This window comes from Sphingopyxis sp. JAI108 (assembly GCF_013410105.1).
Classification (GTDB): Bacteria; Pseudomonadota; Alphaproteobacteria; order Sphingomonadales; family Sphingomonadaceae; genus Sphingopyxis; species Sphingopyxis chilensis.
The window spans coordinates 25,026-40,309 of sequence record NZ_JACCCJ010000002.1 but is presented as its reverse complement, the minus strand read 5'-3'; the positions used below and the strand labels follow the sequence as shown (position 1 = coordinate 40,309).

The following is a 15,284-nucleotide window of genomic DNA, read 5'->3' as shown; positions in this document are numbered from 1 at the left end:
GCACAATGGTGAGTAGCAAAAGAAAATCTAAATGACAGCCAAGAAGGCGCGCCTCGACGCACCCGATGGCGATCCGGTTGCCGAACCGCGCGGTCCGGCCTATCTGGTGCCTATGGCTTCGATCCTTCCCGCCGACCCGACCCTCGAAGAAATTCGCGCCGCGCTCGCGCCGCTGATTGCCGCATCGGCGGCCTTCGACGGATTCGGCGACGCCGCGCTGGCCGACGCTGCGGCACGCGTCGGGATCGATACCGACGTTGCACGGCTCGCCTTTCCGGGCGGGGCACGCGACATGGTCGATGCCTGGTTCGCCGATATCGACGCGGCGATGGAGGCACGCTGGCCTGCCGAAAAACTCGCGAAGCTGAAGATTCGCGAGCGGATCACGACGCTGGTTGAAACGCGCATCGACCTCTTGGCGCCGCACCGCGAATCGCTGCGCCGGGCATTGGCGTTGCTCGCGCTGCCGACAAACGTGCCGCAGGCCGCGAAGCTCGGCTGGCGCGCCGCCGACCATATGTGGCGCCTCGCGGGCGACACCGCGACCGACTATAATCATTACAGCAAGCGCGCGATCCTCGGCGCGGTCTATGGTTCGACGATGGCGGTGTTCCTCAACGACGAGAGCGAGGGTTTCGCCGACACGCGCGCCTTCCTCGCGCGCCGCATCGATCAGGTCATGCGCTTCGAAAGCTGGAAGCATCGCCGCGCGGCGCGCGGCGTCGAACGGCCCAGCCTCGCGCGTTTCGTCGGACGATTGCGCTATCCGGGACGCTGAGCGCCCAAGATAAAGGACTGGCGCTGGGTGAGTGTTATTGATAATCGCTCGCAAATGACTGCTTTGCTCGACAAATCGCCTTTGGGCGTGATGGTGCGGATCGCCCGTATCGACTGGAATGCAATGTCCGACGACGAGGGGCGGCGGTTACGCGAATTCGGCCTGATGGAAGGATGCGAAGTCACCCCGCACCATCGCGGCAGCATCTTCTCGCGCGATCCGCTCGCGCTCACCGTCGGTCGCATGAAGGTGATCATCCGGGCCAGGCAGGCGGCGGCTATCACCGTCGAGCCCGCGGCATGACCGGCGCCATTCCTTCGATCGCACTCGTCGGCAATCCCAATGCGGGTAAGTCGAGCCTGTTCAACGCACTGACCGGCGCGCGGCAGAAGATAGCCAATTATCCCGGTGTCACCGTCGAGCGGAAGGCGGGCCATGCCAGCTTCGCCGACGGCCGACCGCTGTCGCTGATCGACCTTCCCGGCACCTACAGCCTCACCCCTGCGAGCCTCGACGAGGCGGTGACGCGCGACGTCGTGCTCGGCAAACAGGAAGGCGAGACGCGCCCCGACGCGCTGATCGTCGTGCTCGATGCCGCGAATCTCGACAATCATCTCTGCTTCGCGCTCGAACTGCTCGCGCTGAACCTGCCGACCGTCGTCGCGCTCAACATGGTCGACCTTGCGGCGCGCGACGGGCTCACGCTCGACGCCGACCGCCTGTCGAAGGAATTGGGCGTGCCGGTCGTTCCGACGGTGGCGGTGCGCAAGCGCGGGCTGACCGACCTGCTCGCCGCGGTCGACGGCGCGATCCGGTCGCATGCGGCCGGTCGCACGGCCCCTCCGGCCGAAGCCAATGACGCGTCGCTCCACCAGCGCGCCCGCGCGATCGCGAAGGCCGCGATCGTCAGCGAAACCCCGGTGCGCCGCTGGACGCAGCGCGTCGACAATGTGGTGCTGCACCCGGTGGCCGGCATGATCATCCTGCTCGCGCTGATGTTCGTGATGTTCCAGGCGGTCTATGCCTGGGCCGGGCCTCCCGCCGACGCGCTCGAAGCGCTGGTCGGGACAATGCAGGCGTGGGTGGTCGATAATATTCCGCAGAATTTCCTGCGCGACCTCGTCGTCGAAGGGCTGCTTGCCGGCGTCGGCGCGGTCGTGGTCTTCCTGCCGCAGATTCTCATCCTCTTCCTCTTCATCCTGCTTTTGGAAGCGTCGGGCTATATGACGCGCGCCGCCTTCCTGATGGACGGGCTGATGGGCAAGGTCGGCCTGTCGGGGCGCGGTTTCATCCCGCTCTTGTCGAGTTTCGCCTGCGCGGTGCCGGGCATCATGGCGACGCGCGCGATCCCCGATGAAAAGGACCGGCTGACGACGATCCTGATCGCGCCGCTGATGACCTGTTCGGCGCGGCTTCCCGTCTATGCGCTGATCATCGCCGCCTTCATTCCCGACCGCGGCGTCGGCGGCACGGGCGTCGGGCTCCAGGGGCTGGTGCTGTTCGGCCTCTATCTCGCGGGCATCGTCGGCGCGCTCGTCGTCGCCTGGGCGCTGCGCCGCACGGTGGCGAAGGGCGCGGGTGCCGGCTTCATGATGGAAATGCCGCGTTACCAGATGCCGCAGTTGCGCGACGTCCTCCTCGGCCTGTGGCAGCGCGCGTGGATATTCCTGCGCCGCGCCGGCACGATCATCGCGATGACCACGGTCGTCCTGTGGCTGCTGCTGACCTTCCCGCAGGCGCCCGAGGGCGAGAGCCAGGTCGAATATAGCGTCGCGGGCCGCGTCGCGAGCGGGCTCGAGGTCGTCGTCGCGCCGATCGGTTTCAACCACGACATCGCGCTCGCGCTGATCCCCGCGATGGCGGCGCGCGAGGTCGCGGTGTCGGCGATGGCGACCGCGAACGCGATCGATGCCGATGGCGACGAGGATGCGATGGCGCAATCGCTGGGCGAACGGCTGCAGGGCAAGTGGAGCCTTGCCACCGCGCTCGCTTTCCTCGCCTGGTTCGTCTTTGCGCCGCAATGCATTTCGACGATCGCGATCACGCGCCGCGAGACCAATGGATGGAAATGGCCGATGTTCATGGTTGGCTATTTGTTCCTGCTCGCCTATGCCGCTGCTGGTATCACTTACTGGACGGCCGTCGCCTTCGGACTCGGCTGATCCTTCCAACTTTCAAGCGGAGCGGAGCGGCGGATGGCTGGCAGCGTCAACAAGGTAATTCTCATCGGCAACCTCGGCGCCGACCCCGAAATCAAGTCATTCCAGAATGGCGGCAAGATCGCCAACATCCGCATCGCGACCAGCGAGCAGTGGAAGGACCGGATGACCGGCGAGCGCAAGGAGCGCACCGAATGGCATAATGTCGTAATCAACGGCGAAGGGCTGGTCGGCGTGGTCGAGCGTTTCCTGAAGAAAGGCTCGAAAGTCTACATCGAAGGCAGCCTGCGCACCCGCAAATGGCAGGATCGCGACGGCAACGACCGTTACACGACCGAAATCGTGATCGCGGGCATGGGCGGCACGCTGACGATGCTCGACGGCGCGCCGGGCGGCGGTGGTGGCGCACGCAGCGGCGGCGACTGGGGCGGCGGCGCTTCGTCGAGCGGCGGCAGTTGGGATCAGGGCGGCAGCGCCTCCGGGGGCGGCTCGGGCGGCGGCTGGAACCAGGGCGGCGGCAGCGCGGGCGGCGGGCGCCCGCCGTTCGACGACGATCTGGACGACGACGTCCCGTTCTGAGGCTTTTTGAGCGATGGCAACCGACCTGCTGACCGCCGCGGACGTCGCGCGCGGGGTATGCCGGCTGTTCGCGCAGGCGGGGCTGGTCGCGATCCCCGAAGTGCCGCTCCCCAATGGGCGGCGCACCGACCTCACCGCGATCGACGCCAAGGGCCAGATCACGATCGTCGAGATCAAGGTCAGCCGCGCCGACCTCCACGGCGACGGCAAATGGCCCGACTATTGCGACTGGTGCGACCGTTTCTACTGGGCGCTCGCGGCGGGGCTCGACCCAGCAATTCTTGAAACCGAGGGCTATCGCCCGGAAACGTCGGGGCTGATTATCGCCGACCGCTACGGCGCCGCCGTCGTGCGCGAAGCCGCAAGCTGCAATCTCGCCCCCGCGCGGCGCAAGGCCGAGCTGCTGCGCATCGGGCGCCTCGCGATGCGGCGGTCAATGGTGGCAGCCGACCCCGAACTGGCGATGGGGTGGAACGAAGGTTAGTCGCTATCTATCCGAGCTGAATCAAAGCCTGCTTCATATTGCGGCGCCGAATCGGCGATGCAGACCCAAGGCGCTTTCGAGCCGACGAAAATATGCGCCGCATAACCCCGGAAGCCCGGATCGTCGTCGAGCAGGCCCGCCGGCACAAAGAAGAATTTCCCGTTTGCGTCGCTATGCGGCGTCGGGCTGCCACATGTTCGACAAAAAAAGGCCGACCAACTCGTGTCACCCGGGACAGGGAACCGCTCGATAAGCTGCTCGCCGTCCAGCCAGCGAAAGCTGGCAGCCGACGTATAGAAAACGGCGTTTCCGTCGGTGCCCGATACTTTGCGGCATTTCGAGCAATGACACTGCCCTGCCGGTCCGGTTTTTCCGTCGATTTCGAATCGAATCCCGCCGCAAAGGCACGATCCCCGTATTGGACCCGTCTTCGGCGCCGTCCGCTCCGCCGCGCTTTCGGGGATCGGGTTCATCCCCGCGCCTGCATTCGCGCAAGATAGCGCGCGAGGATATCGATCTCCAGATTGACCGGGCGGCCCTCCGCAGCTTCGCCCAGCGTCGTCATCTCCTGCGTGTGCGGGATGATGTTGAGCGTGAAATGCGCCTCGCCGTTCGGCTGATCGGTCACTTCGTTGACGGTGAGCGACACGCCGTCGACGGTGATCGAGCCTTTAGGGGCGATATGCGGCGCGAGCGACGCGGGGGCGACAACGGTCACCGTCACGCTGTCACCCACTGGCTCGACCGACACGATGCGGCCGATATCGTCGACATGGCCGGTGACGATATGCCCGCCGAGTTCGTCGCCGATCTTGAGCGCGCGTTCGAGGTTCAGGCGGCGCCCCGCGTCCCACATGCCGGGCGCCGTGCGCGCGAGCGTTTCGGTGCTCGCGTCGATCGCGAACCAGCCGCCGGGCCCGTTGCTGTCCGCGTCGATGCCCTTGTCCACGACGGTCAAACATGCGCCCGAGCAGGCGATCGATGCCCCGATGTCGATGCTGCCGACGTCATAGGCGGTGCCGATGACGAGCCGCGCGTCGCCGCGGTCCTCGCGGCTGCGGATGGTGCCGATGTCGGTGATGATGCCGGTGAACATATGCGTCCTCAAATAATCCTGATGCGCTCGTAGACGTCGAGCCGGTCGCTGCCAAGCATCCGGCTGTCGGCGAGGCGCCAGCGGCCGTGGGCATCGGCAAGATCGGCAAGGCCGATATCGCCGAGCGCGGCTTTGCCGCCGCCGATCAGGATCGGTGCACGGTAGAGCAGAAGCCGGTCGACACGGTCGGCGGCGAGGAAGGCCGACGCAGCGCCCGCGCCGCCCTCGACCAGCAGCGAGTCGGCATGATCGATCGATTCGGGTGACGCGACGCCCGTCCAGCCTTCGGGTGCGAGGCCGCGGGTCAGCAGGAGTTTTGCGGGGCCGCGATCCTCGAGTCCGGGCAGGCGGACGTCGAGCTTTGGTGCGTCGGCGTCGAACGTGCCGCGTCCGACGAGGATCGCCTGATGCCGCGTACGTTCAAGATGGCCGTGCGCACGCGCGCGGTCGCCGGTAATCCAGCGGCTCGCCCCGTCGGCCATTGCGATGCAGCCGTCGAGCGAGGTCGCGAGCTTGAGCGTGACGAACGGTCGCCCCTCGGCCCGCCGCGTCCACCAGGGCGCCATCGCGGCGCGCGCTTCGGCGGGAAGGACGTTGAAGATGACCTCGACCCCCGCCGCCTGCAACCGCGCAATGCCTTTGCCGTCGGTGCGCGGGTCGGGGTCCTCCGCCGCGATCACGACACGCGCGACGCCCGCCGCGATCAGCAGGTCGCTGCACGCAGGTCCGCGCGCGCTCGCGTGCGCGCATGGTTCGAGCGTGACATAAGCGGTCGCGCCGCGCGCGGCCTCTTTCGCCGCGGCAAGCGCCATCGCCTCGGCATGCGGGCGGCCTCCGGCCTGCGTCCAGCCGCGTCCGATCAGCCTGCCCCTCGCCTCCGCGGGGGAAGGCTGGACGATCAGGCAACCGACGTTGGGATTGGGTGCAGACGCCGGTTGACCGCGCCGCGACAGCGCGATGGCAGCCGCCATCCAGTCGGCGTCGGCGGGCGGCCGCTGCATCGGGTCAGTCGGCGGCTTGGGGTCGCGCGCCGCGCGCCGCGCGCTCGGCGAGCGTCGAGCGCAGCTGCGCCGGTTCGGGCTTTTCCTTCGCCGCTGCCGCTGCTTCTTCGCCCAGCGTTTCGCGCGTCACCTCGTCGGCCTCGCTCGAATCATATTCGATGCCGAGGCTGTCGGCGAAACGCTGATATTCGGCGCGCTTTTCAGCGTTGCGGCGCGTCGTCTCCTTCGCGCGCGCCACCCAGTCGGCGCGAATCTCGTCGGCGCTTCGGTTCGCCGTCCAGTTCTCGAAATAGATGATCTGCGCTTTCGGCTTCTCATAGGGGATCAAATATTGCTCGATCCCGTGGAAAATGAGCCAGGTCAGCGCAAGCGCGACGCCCCAGATCGCCCAGCGATGCGGGCGCGGTTCGCGAATATAGGACCAGAAATCGGACAGGCCGCCGCCGAGATCGACTTTGTTGAACATTCCCATCGGCCCAATTTAGGCGATGTCGTGCTGATTTGCGAGAGGAAGCGGCAACACGCGTGGATTGCGCCGAATGGCGGCTGGGAACGTTCTCGATTGCAAAAAATGCAAGTGCGGATGCTCTTTTCGCAGTTGCAACATTCATTGTGCACTGCAATATCACACTTGCCTTTTAGGCATCCTCTCCCAAAACTTTCACGGGCCACCCTCGGGTGGCCCTTTTTTTTTCGACTTTTTTGGTTGAGAGGGCCGATTCGGCACATCTGAATCAGTCCTGGACTGGCATCCGCGCTTCGAATCGCCGCACTTCGGCGATAAAGCTTCCCGGCAGCGGGGTTGGCTTTCCGCTATCGGTATCGAGATGGGCATAGCTAATCTCGATGTCGGTCAGCCTCTCGTTTCCGCGAAAAATCCCGCAATGAAGCGTGAAACTGGTCCGGCCGAAGCGGCTGATTCGCGCAGCTATCGTGATCAGTTCGTCGAGCCGCGCGGGGGCGTGATAGTCGATCTCGCAATGCGTTTCGCGAATGTCCGTACCATATTGGTTAAAATATGGACCGGGCTGCCCTTCGCCGATCGCGCGGAAATATTCGGTCACGCCGATGTCGGCGTAGACGAGATAATTGGCGTTGAAGACGATATTCTGCCCGTCGATCTCGTTGAAGCGCACGCGCACGCGCTCCTGCACGCGGAAATCGGCGAGCGGCACGTTGCTGCGATGCTCGGTCATGCGGGCGCTCAGGCAGCGAGTGCGGCGGGCGCGCGGTCGAGCGGCGCGCAGGCCGCTTCGAGCCAGTCGCGCTCCTCGCCCGCCATTCCCGCGCCGAGCTTTTCCAACACCTCGGCATGATAGGCGTCCAGCCAGTCTGCCTCGGCCGCCGACAGCAGCGACACATCGACAAGATTTTGTGCGATCGGCGCAAAGGTGATCGTCTCGAACCCCAGCATATCCTCTTCGGCGCCGTCGATGCGGACCGGGGTGACGACGACCAGATTCTCGATGCGGATGCCGAAAGCGCCCGCCTTGTAATAGCCGGGCTCGTTCGAGAGGATCATGCCGGCGTGCAGCGGCTCCTCGGTCCCCGCCTGCCCGCCCGCCGGTTTGGCGATGCGCTGCGGCCCTTCGTGGACCGCCAGGTACGTGCCGACGCCATGCCCGGTGCCATGCGCATAATCGACCCCGTCGGCCCACAGATACTGGCGCGCGAGAATGTCGAGCTGGCTGCCGCGCGTTCCCTTGGGGAAGCGCGCGGTCGCGAGCGCGATATGGCCCTTCAAGACTTGCGTGAAGCGGCGGCGCATCTCGGCGGTCGGCGTGCCGATCGCGATCGTGCGGGTGATGTCGGTCGTGCCGTCGGCATATTGCCCGCCCGAATCGACGAGGTAGAGCGTGCCGGTCTCGATCGCTCGATTGGTGGTCGCGTCGACCTTGTAATGCGGCAGCGCGCCGTTGGGGCCGGCGGCCGAGATGGTGTCGAACGACAGATCCCTGAGGACGCCGCTTTCGTCGCGATATTCGCGCAGCTTCGCGGCGGCGCCGAGCTCGTCGAGCAGGCCCTGGGGCGCCACCTCTTCCATCCATTTTAGGAAGCGCGACACCGCGACGCCATCGCGGACATGCGCGGCGCGGGTGCCGTTCAGCTCGACATCGTTCTTGATCGCCTTGGGCAGCACCGCGGGATCGCGGTGACGCGCGACCTTCGCGCCCGCGCCTTCGAGCGCGGCAAAGATCGCCGCCACCGCGCGGTCGGGATCGACCGCGACCTTCTTGCCCGCGAGATCGGCGAGCGCGGCTTCGAAAGCGTGACGGTCGTGGATACGCACGCTGTTGCCAAGATGCGCGCGCACCGCGTCGGTGATCTTTTCGGGGGCGATGAACAGGTCGGCGGTCGCGTCGGCGTGAAGCAGCGCGAAAGCGAGCCCGACCGGCGTGTGGCTGACGTCGGTGCCGCGCAGGTTGAAGGTCCAGGCGATCGAATCGAGTGCGGTCATCACCGTCGTGTCGAGCCCCTGCGCCTTGAGCCAGTCGGCGATGATCGCGCGCTTCTCGACGGCGCCCTGCCCCGCCAGCGCGGCGTCGTGGACCGTCACCACCGCGTCGCTCGGCGCGGGCTGGTCGTTCCATGCCGCGTCGATCGGGTTGCTTGCCACCGCGACGAGGCTCGCGCCCTTCTCCGCCAGCGCCTTTTCGAGCCCGCGCGCCCAGTCGATGCCGTGGAGCCACGGGTCGTAACCGATCTTCTGCCCCGCGCTGACGTTCGCGCCCATCCATTCGGCGACGCTCGACTGCGGCACGCCGACATAGTCGAAAAGCGAACCATCGACCTGGTCGCGTACCTGCACCGTATAGCGCCCGTCGACGAACACTGCTGCCTTTTGGGGCAGCACCGCAGCGGTCCCCGCCGAGCCGCCGAAGCCCGTCAGCCACGCCATGCGCTGCGCATATTCGCCGACATATTCGCTCATATGCTCGTCGCTGATCGGCACGACGAAGCCGTCGAGGCCTTGGCGCTCGAGTTCGGCGCGGACGCGGGCGAGACGTTCGGCGTAAATGGTTGCGGGGACGGGGCTGGACATGGTCGCTTCCTTGTTCCTACATCGGCTGATCCCGCCCATAGGGGCGGCACCGCGGGGGATTTTGTGATGCGCGCTATTTGGATGTTTCTGGCAGCAATTGCCACCCCGCTTGTCGTATCGCCGCCCCTGTTCGCCAAAGAGAAAGATGCCGCATTGACCAACCCCACGCCCGCCCTGCCCGCCGCCCCCGTCGCGGAAAAGCGCCCGCACGAAATGACGCTGCACGGCAAGACGCTGTCCGACCCGTACCACTGGCTGAAGGACGAGAGCTATCCGGTGATCGATGACAAGGATGTGCTCGACTATGTGAAGGCCGAGAACGCCTGGTTCGACGCCGCGATGAAGCCGCACGCTGCATTGGTCGAAACGCTGTTTCAGGAGATGAAGGGCCGCATCAAGGAGGCCGATTCGAGCGTGCCGCAGAAGGATGGCGACTGGGTCTACTGGGTCGAGTTCGAAGAAGGTGCCGAATATAAGAAATGGTACCGGAGGCCGGCGTCAGGCTCCGGCGACGCGCAGCTGATCCTCGATGAGGTCGCGATGGCCGCGGGCAAGGATTATTTCCGCCTCGCCGAGGTGTCGGTGAGCCCGAACGGCAAGCTGATGGCCTATTCGTTCGACGACAATGGCTCCGAACGGTTCGAGGCGCGCATCCGTAACCTCGAGACGGGCGAATTGTTGCCCGATACGATCCCCGGCACCTTGTCGTCGCTCGTCTGGACCTCGGGCAACGACGCGATCCTCTATGGCCTCGCGAACGAGAATTGGCGCACCGACAATGTCCGGCTGCACAAGCTCGGTACGCCGGTGAGCGAAGACAAATTGCTCTACAAGGAGCCCGACATCGGCTTCGGCGTCGGCATCGGCAAGACCGCGGCCGACAATTATATCGTCATCGCGACGGGCGATAACGAGACGAGCGAAGTCTACCTGCTCCCCGTCGACAATCCCGAGGCCCCGATGCAGCTGGTGTCGGCGCGTCAGAAGGGCCGCGAATATAGCGTCGATGAACGCGACGGGACGCTCTATATCCACACCAACGACGAGCATCCCAATTTCCGCGTCGCCACTGCGAGCCTCAAGGCGCCGGACGATTGGAAGACGCTGATCCCCGGATCGGACACGAATTACATTACGGGCCTGTCGGTCTTCCGCGACTATTTTGTCCTCGAATCGCGCGAGAAGGGCGTCGATCAGGTCGATGTCCGCCAATATGATACACCGCTGACGCCCGGCCGGATCCAGTTCCCCGAAGCCACTTATGTCGCGGGACTCGGCGACAATCCCGAATATCACCAGGACAAGCTGCGGCTCGATTATGAATCGATGGTCACCCCCGACACGGTGTTCGATTACGACCTTGCGAGCGGCAAGCTCAAGACGCTGAAGGTGCAGGAAATTCCGTCCGGTTATAATCATGACAATTATGTAACCGAATTGGTAAACATGCCGGCGCGCGACGGTACCCCGGTCCCCGTGTCGCTCGTCTATAAAAAGGGCACGCCGCGCGACGGAAGCGCGCCGATGCACCTCTATGTCTATGGCAGCTATGGCTATCGCGTCCCGCCGGGTTTCTCCACGACGCGCCTCAGCCTCGTCGACCGCGGCATGATTTACGCCATCGCCCATGTCCGCGGCGGCGACGACCTCGGTCGCGGCTGGTATCTCGCGGGCAAGACCGACAAGCGCAAGAACACGTTCAACGATTTCATCGACGTCGCCAAGGGGCTGATCGCCGCGAAATATACGAGCGCGGGCAAGATTTCGATCGAGGGCCGCTCGGCCGGCGGACAGGTGATGGGCGCGGTCTATAATCAGGCGCCCGAACTGTGGGGCGCGGTGCTCGCGGGCGTGCCCTTCGTCGACGTGATCAACACTATGGTCGACGAGACGCTACCGCTGACCCCCGGCGAATGGCCCGAATGGGGCAATCCGATCACCGACAAGGCGGCGTTCGACTATATGCTGAGCTACAGCCCTTATGACAATGTGACCGCCAAGGCCTATCCGCCGATGCTCGTATCTGCGGGGCTCAACGACCCGCGCGTGACCTATTGGGAGCCCGCCAAATGGGTCGCCAAGCTCCGCGCAACGCGCACCAACGACGCGGCGCTGCTGCTACGCACCAACATCGGCGCGGGTCACGCCGGCAAATCGGGCCGCTGGGGCGCGCTGCGCGAGGATGCCGAGGAGTTTGCCTTCGTGCTAACGCAGCTGGGGGTGGAGAAGTAGGGCGCCAACCGGGCACTATGGGAGAAATGCATACCAGCTTGAGCGCAGACTTGCTCAGCGAAGCATTCCCTGAGTCGCTAGATACGCTCGCGACTGAGGCCGCGACATATGCCTCTGTTCAACTTCAGGCTAGCCAATGGACCGAGCAATTTGAAGTCTCGCTCGGTGGCGAGACAATTCGAATTCCCGCGCGATTGCGTTTCCGCAACAATCACGCTGATGAGGCATTGAACGGCGATATTCGCTTGATGGTGCGGTGCCTGCGATCACGCAGTAGCGACGGGTTTGAACGACAGCGCGCGGTCCGTGACCTCTTGCGGGATATTCAGCCTTGGGCTGCACCGTTCATTGTTGCACTGATCGGCGAATATCTGGTCGAGATTTTGGACGATATCGCTGGCGTGTTCGGCGAATCGGTTCCGGAGCCGATCATTGAGTTTCTGAGAGAAAATCCGGCTTACTGGTTTCTGACGAAGCAACGCGTTTCCAGCTATTGGAATGTCTACTACCGGCGCTCCACGCGGAAAAAAGACTATGTCGGCTTCAAATTGAAGCGTCAGATCGATCGGCATCTACGTCAAGTAGCCAGATAACCCCGCTCCACCAGCTCGCGCTCCAGCGTCTCCGCATCGACGAATTGGTGCCCTGCAATCCCGACCGATTCGGCGCCCGCGACATTCGCCGCGACATCGTCGATGAACAGCGCGCCCGCCGGATCGATGCCGAATCGCTCGATCGCAAGGGCATAGATCGCGGGGTCGGGCTTCATCATTTTCTCGGTGCCCGATACGACGATGTCGCGGAAGCGGTCGAAGACGGGCTGGGTCGGGCGAAAGCCTTCCCAGAATTCATGTCCGAAGTTGGTGATCGCGAAGAGCGGCACGCTCGCATCGTCGAGGCGCTCGACAAGTTCGAGGCTGCCGGGCACCGGGCCGGGGATCGTCTCGTTGAAGCGCGCCGCATAGGCGTCGATCAGCAAGTCGTGCCCCGGAAACTCGGCTTTCAGTTCGGGTACCATCTCGGCGAGCGGGCGGCCGGCATCGTGCTGGAAATGCCATTCGGGCGTGACGACATTCGTCACGAACCATTCAAGCTCCTGCCGGTCAGCGATCAGCTTGGCGAACAGGTGACGCAAATCCCAGTCGAACAGCACCCTGCCGACGTCGAAGATCACGCTTTGGCGAATCATGCTTGCTCCAGACACGCGAAAGCGCCGCCGGAAGCATCCGACGGCGTTACGCTAACTTCGCTATACGCGCGGGGCGAGCAACGCCCCGGCAGGGCCATCAGCCCTGGCGCGCCTTGAAGCGGCGGTTGGTCTTGTTGATCACATAGGTGCGGCCACGGCGGCGAATAACGCGGTTATCCCGGTGGCGGTCCTTCAGCGACTTCAGGCTGTTGCGAATCTTCATGATCTCTGTCCGTAAATCTTGGCGTATTGACGCGAAGCGGCGCAACTATGGGGAAGCGGGTAAAAAGTCAACCGGTTCACTCCCCTAATTTCGTCATGCCGGACTTGATCCCGCATCCATAGCCGCGGCGACGTTATGGACGCGGGATCAAGTCCGGGGTGACGAGGAGGATCATCCCGCCAGCGCCTTTTGACGCCGCCTTTGCACCGACGAACCATAGCCCATCGCCTCGCGATATTTGACCACGGTACGCCGCGCGATGTCGTGGCCTTCGGTCGACAGTCTCTGCGCGATCGTCTCGTCGGAAAGAATCGCCTTCGCGTCCTCGCCCTCGATCATCGCCTTGATCCGGCTCTTTACCGCCTCGGCCGACACCGCGCCGTCGCCCTCGGTCGCGGAAATGCCGGACGAGAAGAAATATTTGAGTTCGAACAGGCCGCGCGCGCAGCTCAGATATTTGTTGCTGGTGACGCGGCTGACGGTCGATTCGTGCATGCCGATCGCTTCGGCGACCTGGCGCAAGGTCAGCGGGCGCATATGCGCGACCCCGTTCAGGAAAAAGCCCTCCTGCTGCTTCACGATCTCGCTCGCGACCTTGACGATCGTGCGCTGGCGCTGGTCAAGCGCGCGCACGAGCCAGTTGGCGCCGGCGAGCTGTTCGGAAAGCCACGCCTTGCTCTTCGCCGCGGCGCCTTGCGCCAGTTCGGTGTAATAGCGGCGGTTGACGAGCAGGCGGGGCAGGGTGCCGCTATTGATCTCGACCGCCCAGCCCTTTGCGGTCTGGCGGATATAGAGGTCGGGAACGACCGCAGGCGCGCCGTCGCCGCCGAATCGGAGGCCGGGCCGCGGGTCATAGCCGCGCAGTTCGCGGATCATGTCGGCAAGATCCTCGTCGTCGACGCCGCAGATACGTTTCAGTTGCGGGAACGCCCCTTTTGCGACCAGATCGAGATGCGCGATCATCGTCGCCATCGCGGGGTCGTAGCGGTCGGCCTCGCGCGCCTGGATCGCGATACATTCGGCAAGGTCGCGCGCGCCGACGCCCGACGGATCAAAACACTGGATGCCGGCCAGCACCGCCTCGACCAGTGCCAGTGGCACGCCGAGCTGCGCGGCGAGCTCGGCTAGGTCGGCGCGCAGGTATCCCGTCTCGTCGATCAGTGCGACGAGCTGCCCCGCGACGATTGCCTCGATCCCGCCGAAACGTTCGCCGACCTGCGCGAGCAGATAGTCGTGGAGCGTGCCTTCATGTTCGGCAAAGCTGTCGAAATCGATATCCTCGCCCGCGCCCGACAGCCCGACATTGTCGCTTGCGCTGTCGTGGTGGAAGCTTTCGGTGAGGTCGACGTCGAGGTCGTTTTCGCTTCCCCCATTGGCCGACAGCGCCTGATCGGCTTCGAGCGACGCGGCTTCGGCCGCGGGCGCATCGCCGCCGACTTCGTCGCCTCCGCCGCCCTCGCTGTCGGGCGAAGCCGTGTCGAGCAACGGATTGCCCTCGAGCGCCTCGGCCAGATAGGCCTCGAGTTCGAGGTTCGACAGCGCCAGCAGCTTGATCGCCTGTTGCAGCTGCGGCGTCATCACCAGCGATTGCGACTGGCGGAGATCGAGGCGTGGACCCAACGCCATCAGCGCGTCACCGCATCACAGGGAGAAACCCTCGCCGAGGTAGAGGCGGCGCACCTCGGGATCGGCGACGAGTTCGGCCGGCGAGCCGGCAAGCAACACCTTGCCGTCATAGATGATGCAGGCACGATCGACGAGGTCGAGCGTTTCGCGCACATTATGGTCGGTGATCAGCACGCCGATGCCGCGCGTCTTCAAATCGGCAACAAGGTCGCGAATGTCGCTGATCGACAGCGGGTCGATGCCCGCGAAGGGTTCGTCGAGCAGGATGATCGACGGATTGGCGGCAAGCGCGCGCGCGATTTCGGCGCGGCGCCGTTCGCCCCCCGACAGCGCCATCGCCGCGGCGTCGCGCAGCCGCGTGAGCCCGAATTCGTCGAGCAGTTCCTCGAGCCGGCGTTCGCGCGCAATCTTGTCGGGTTCGGCGAGTTCAAGCACCGCCTCGATATTCTGCGCCACTGTCATCCCGCGAAAGATCGAGGTTTCCTGAGGTAGATAGCCGAGGCCGAGGATCGAGCGGCGGTACATCGGCAGCGCGGTGATGTCGGCGCCGTCGAGCATGATGCGCCCCGCGTCGGGCTTCACCAGCCCCATGATCGAATAGAAACAGGTCGTCTTGCCGGCGCCGTTGGGGCCAAGCAGGCCGACGACCTCGCCCTTGCCGACCGACAGCGAGACGTCCGACAGCACGACGCGTTTGTCATAGCTTTTGGCGATCGAAATGACCGCCAGTCCGTTGCCCGCGGCGGCATCCTCGCGGACATGCGCTCTGTGCTCGGTGACGCCATGATCGTCATCGGAAAGCGTCGCCACGGTGGATTCGTCGTCGGTCATAGGTTGGTCGGTTCCGTTTCTAGCCCCCGTGCGGCGTTACCCC

At 64.8% G+C, this 15,284-nt stretch carries 17 protein-coding genes; 7 read left to right on the top strand and 10 right to left on the bottom strand.

Features of this window, described 5'->3' with window-relative positions; all coding sequences use genetic code 11:
* Window positions 1–112: 112 nt before the first annotated feature.
* Genes HDC29_RS11185 through HDC29_RS11165 form a run of 5 tightly spaced genes read left to right on the top strand, consistent with a single transcriptional unit; the run spans window position 113 to window position 4,000 of the window.
* A complete protein-coding gene (locus tag HDC29_RS11185; RefSeq protein WP_179498852.1) occupies window positions 113–778 on the top strand; it encodes a COQ9 family protein in 666 nt (221 codons plus the stop codon).
* Window positions 779–832: 54 nt separating this feature from the next.
* On the top strand, window positions 833–1,081 hold the full coding sequence (locus HDC29_RS11180) for a FeoA family protein (protein ID WP_179497549.1): 249 nt from the start codon (window positions 833–835) through the stop codon (window positions 1,079–1,081).
* Entirely contained in the window at window positions 1,078–2,940 is a 1,863-nt protein-coding gene (locus tag HDC29_RS11175) for a ferrous iron transporter B (protein ID WP_179497547.1), read from the top strand. The genes HDC29_RS11180 and HDC29_RS11175 overlap by 4 nt, the downstream gene beginning before the upstream one ends.
* Before the next feature lie 33 nt (window positions 2,941–2,973).
* Window positions 2,974–3,516 carry a single-stranded DNA-binding protein gene (gene ssb / locus HDC29_RS11170; protein WP_179497545.1) on the top strand — a complete coding sequence of 181 codons (543 nt, stop codon included), beginning with the start codon at window positions 2,974–2,976 and terminating at the stop codon, window positions 3,514–3,516.
* Between the two features lie 13 nt (window positions 3,517–3,529).
* A complete protein-coding gene (locus HDC29_RS11165) occupies window positions 3,530–4,000 on the top strand; it encodes an MmcB family DNA repair protein (protein WP_179497543.1) in 471 nt (156 codons plus the stop codon).
* Here HDC29_RS11165 and HDC29_RS11160 read toward each other — a convergent pair.
* From HDC29_RS11160 to HDC29_RS11135, 6 genes are all read right to left on the bottom strand, one after another.
* Window positions 3,997–4,473, bottom strand: a complete 477-nt coding sequence (locus HDC29_RS11160) for a GFA family protein (protein ID WP_179497541.1) — start codon at window positions 4,471–4,473, stop codon at window positions 3,997–3,999. The two genes, HDC29_RS11165 and HDC29_RS11160, sit on opposite strands and share 4 nt — an antisense overlap.
* Entirely contained in the window at window positions 4,470–5,096 is a 627-nt protein-coding gene (locus HDC29_RS11155; protein WP_179497539.1) for a riboflavin synthase, read from the bottom strand. The genes HDC29_RS11160 and HDC29_RS11155 overlap by 4 nt, the downstream gene beginning before the upstream one ends.
* Window positions 5,097–5,104: 8 nt before the next feature.
* Window positions 5,105–6,067, bottom strand: a complete 963-nt coding sequence (ribD, locus tag HDC29_RS11150) for a bifunctional diaminohydroxyphosphoribosylaminopyrimidine deaminase/5-amino-6-(5-phosphoribosylamino)uracil reductase RibD (protein ID WP_179498845.1) — start codon at window positions 6,065–6,067, stop codon at window positions 5,105–5,107.
* Between the two features lie 34 nt (window positions 6,068–6,101).
* Window positions 6,102–6,563 (bottom strand): hypothetical protein, encoded by a 462-nt coding sequence (locus tag HDC29_RS11145; protein WP_257018243.1) that lies wholly within the window; start codon window positions 6,561–6,563, stop codon window positions 6,102–6,104.
* Window positions 6,564–6,831: 268 nt separating this feature from the next.
* The gene (locus tag HDC29_RS11140; RefSeq protein ID WP_179497536.1) at window positions 6,832–7,293 is read right to left on the bottom strand and encodes a thioesterase family protein; all 462 of its coding nucleotides are present in this window, start codon (window positions 7,291–7,293) and stop codon (window positions 6,832–6,834) included.
* Between the two features lie 8 nt (window positions 7,294–7,301).
* Window positions 7,302–9,140, bottom strand: coding sequence for an aminopeptidase P family protein (locus HDC29_RS11135; RefSeq protein WP_179497534.1), 1,839 nt, complete (start codon window positions 9,138–9,140; stop codon window positions 7,302–7,304).
* An 81-nt stretch (window positions 9,141–9,221) separates the two neighbouring features.
* Here HDC29_RS11135 and HDC29_RS11130 point away from each other — a divergent pair, with 81 nt between their 5' ends.
* Window positions 9,222–11,372: a S9 family peptidase gene (locus tag HDC29_RS11130; RefSeq protein ID WP_179498843.1), complete on the top strand. Its 2,151-nt coding sequence runs from the start codon at window positions 9,222–9,224 to the stop codon at window positions 11,370–11,372.
* Between the two features lie 38 nt (window positions 11,373–11,410).
* On the top strand, window positions 11,411–11,965 hold the full coding sequence (locus HDC29_RS11125; RefSeq protein WP_179497533.1) for a hypothetical protein: 555 nt from the start codon (window positions 11,411–11,413) through the stop codon (window positions 11,963–11,965).
* Here the strand turns inward: HDC29_RS11125 and HDC29_RS11120 are convergent.
* From HDC29_RS11120 to lptB, 4 genes are all read right to left on the bottom strand, one after another.
* Complete coding sequence (locus HDC29_RS11120; protein ID WP_179497530.1) at window positions 11,950–12,561, bottom strand: HAD family phosphatase; 612 nt, start codon at window positions 12,559–12,561, stop codon at window positions 11,950–11,952. The genes HDC29_RS11125 and HDC29_RS11120 overlap by 16 nt on opposite strands.
* Window positions 12,562–12,658: 97 nt before the next feature.
* Complete coding sequence (gene ykgO / locus HDC29_RS11115; protein WP_003046794.1) at window positions 12,659–12,784, bottom strand: type B 50S ribosomal protein L36; 126 nt, start codon at window positions 12,782–12,784, stop codon at window positions 12,659–12,661.
* A 171-nt stretch (window positions 12,785–12,955) separates the two neighbouring features.
* Window positions 12,956–14,410, bottom strand: coding sequence for an RNA polymerase factor sigma-54 (rpoN, locus tag HDC29_RS11110; protein ID WP_179497528.1), 1,455 nt, complete (start codon window positions 14,408–14,410; stop codon window positions 12,956–12,958).
* A gap of 15 nt (window positions 14,411–14,425) precedes the next feature.
* Window positions 14,426–15,241: an LPS export ABC transporter ATP-binding protein gene (gene lptB / locus HDC29_RS11105; protein WP_179497526.1), complete on the bottom strand. Its 816-nt coding sequence runs from the start codon at window positions 15,239–15,241 to the stop codon at window positions 14,426–14,428.
* Window positions 15,242–15,284 lie beyond the last annotated feature (43 nt).

Bases quoted from the DNA above. Each gene is read 5' to 3' on its own strand.
- lptB (WP_179497526.1), bottom strand. From the start codon at position 15,241: ATGACCGACGACGAATCCACCGTGGCGACGCTTTCCGATGACGATCAT.
- ssb (WP_179497545.1), top strand. From the start codon at position 2,974: ATGGCTGGCAGCGTCAACAAGGTAATTCTCATCGGCAACCTCGGCGCC.
- HDC29_RS11145 (WP_257018243.1), bottom strand. From the start codon at position 6,563: ATGTTCAACAAAGTCGATCTCGGCGGCGGCCTGTCCGATTTCTGGTCC.
- HDC29_RS11160 (WP_179497541.1), bottom strand. From the start codon at position 4,473: ATGAACCCGATCCCCGAAAGCGCGGCGGAGCGGACGGCGCCGAAGACG.
- HDC29_RS11120 (WP_179497530.1), bottom strand. From the start codon at position 12,561: ATGATTCGCCAAAGCGTGATCTTCGACGTCGGCAGGGTGCTGTTCGAC.
- HDC29_RS11175 (WP_179497547.1), top strand. From the start codon at position 1,078: ATGACCGGCGCCATTCCTTCGATCGCACTCGTCGGCAATCCCAATGCG.
- HDC29_RS11155 (WP_179497539.1), bottom strand. From the start codon at position 5,096: ATGTTCACCGGCATCATCACCGACATCGGCACCATCCGCAGCCGCGAG.
- HDC29_RS11130 (WP_179498843.1), top strand. From the start codon at position 9,222: ATGTTTCTGGCAGCAATTGCCACCCCGCTTGTCGTATCGCCGCCCCTG.
- HDC29_RS11140 (WP_179497536.1), bottom strand. From the start codon at position 7,293: ATGACCGAGCATCGCAGCAACGTGCCGCTCGCCGATTTCCGCGTGCAG.
- HDC29_RS11135 (WP_179497534.1), bottom strand. From the start codon at position 9,140: ATGTCCAGCCCCGTCCCCGCAACCATTTACGCCGAACGTCTCGCCCGC.
- ribD (WP_179498845.1), bottom strand. From the start codon at position 6,067: ATGGCGGCTGCCATCGCGCTGTCGCGGCGCGGTCAACCGGCGTCTGCA.
- ykgO (WP_003046794.1), bottom strand. From the start codon at position 12,784: ATGAAGATTCGCAACAGCCTGAAGTCGCTGAAGGACCGCCACCGGGAT.
- HDC29_RS11165 (WP_179497543.1), top strand. From the start codon at position 3,530: ATGGCAACCGACCTGCTGACCGCCGCGGACGTCGCGCGCGGGGTATGC.
- HDC29_RS11185 (WP_179498852.1), top strand. From the start codon at position 113: ATGGCTTCGATCCTTCCCGCCGACCCGACCCTCGAAGAAATTCGCGCC.
- rpoN (WP_179497528.1), bottom strand. From the start codon at position 14,410: ATGGCGTTGGGTCCACGCCTCGATCTCCGCCAGTCGCAATCGCTGGTG.
- HDC29_RS11180 (WP_179497549.1), top strand. From the start codon at position 833: ATGACTGCTTTGCTCGACAAATCGCCTTTGGGCGTGATGGTGCGGATC.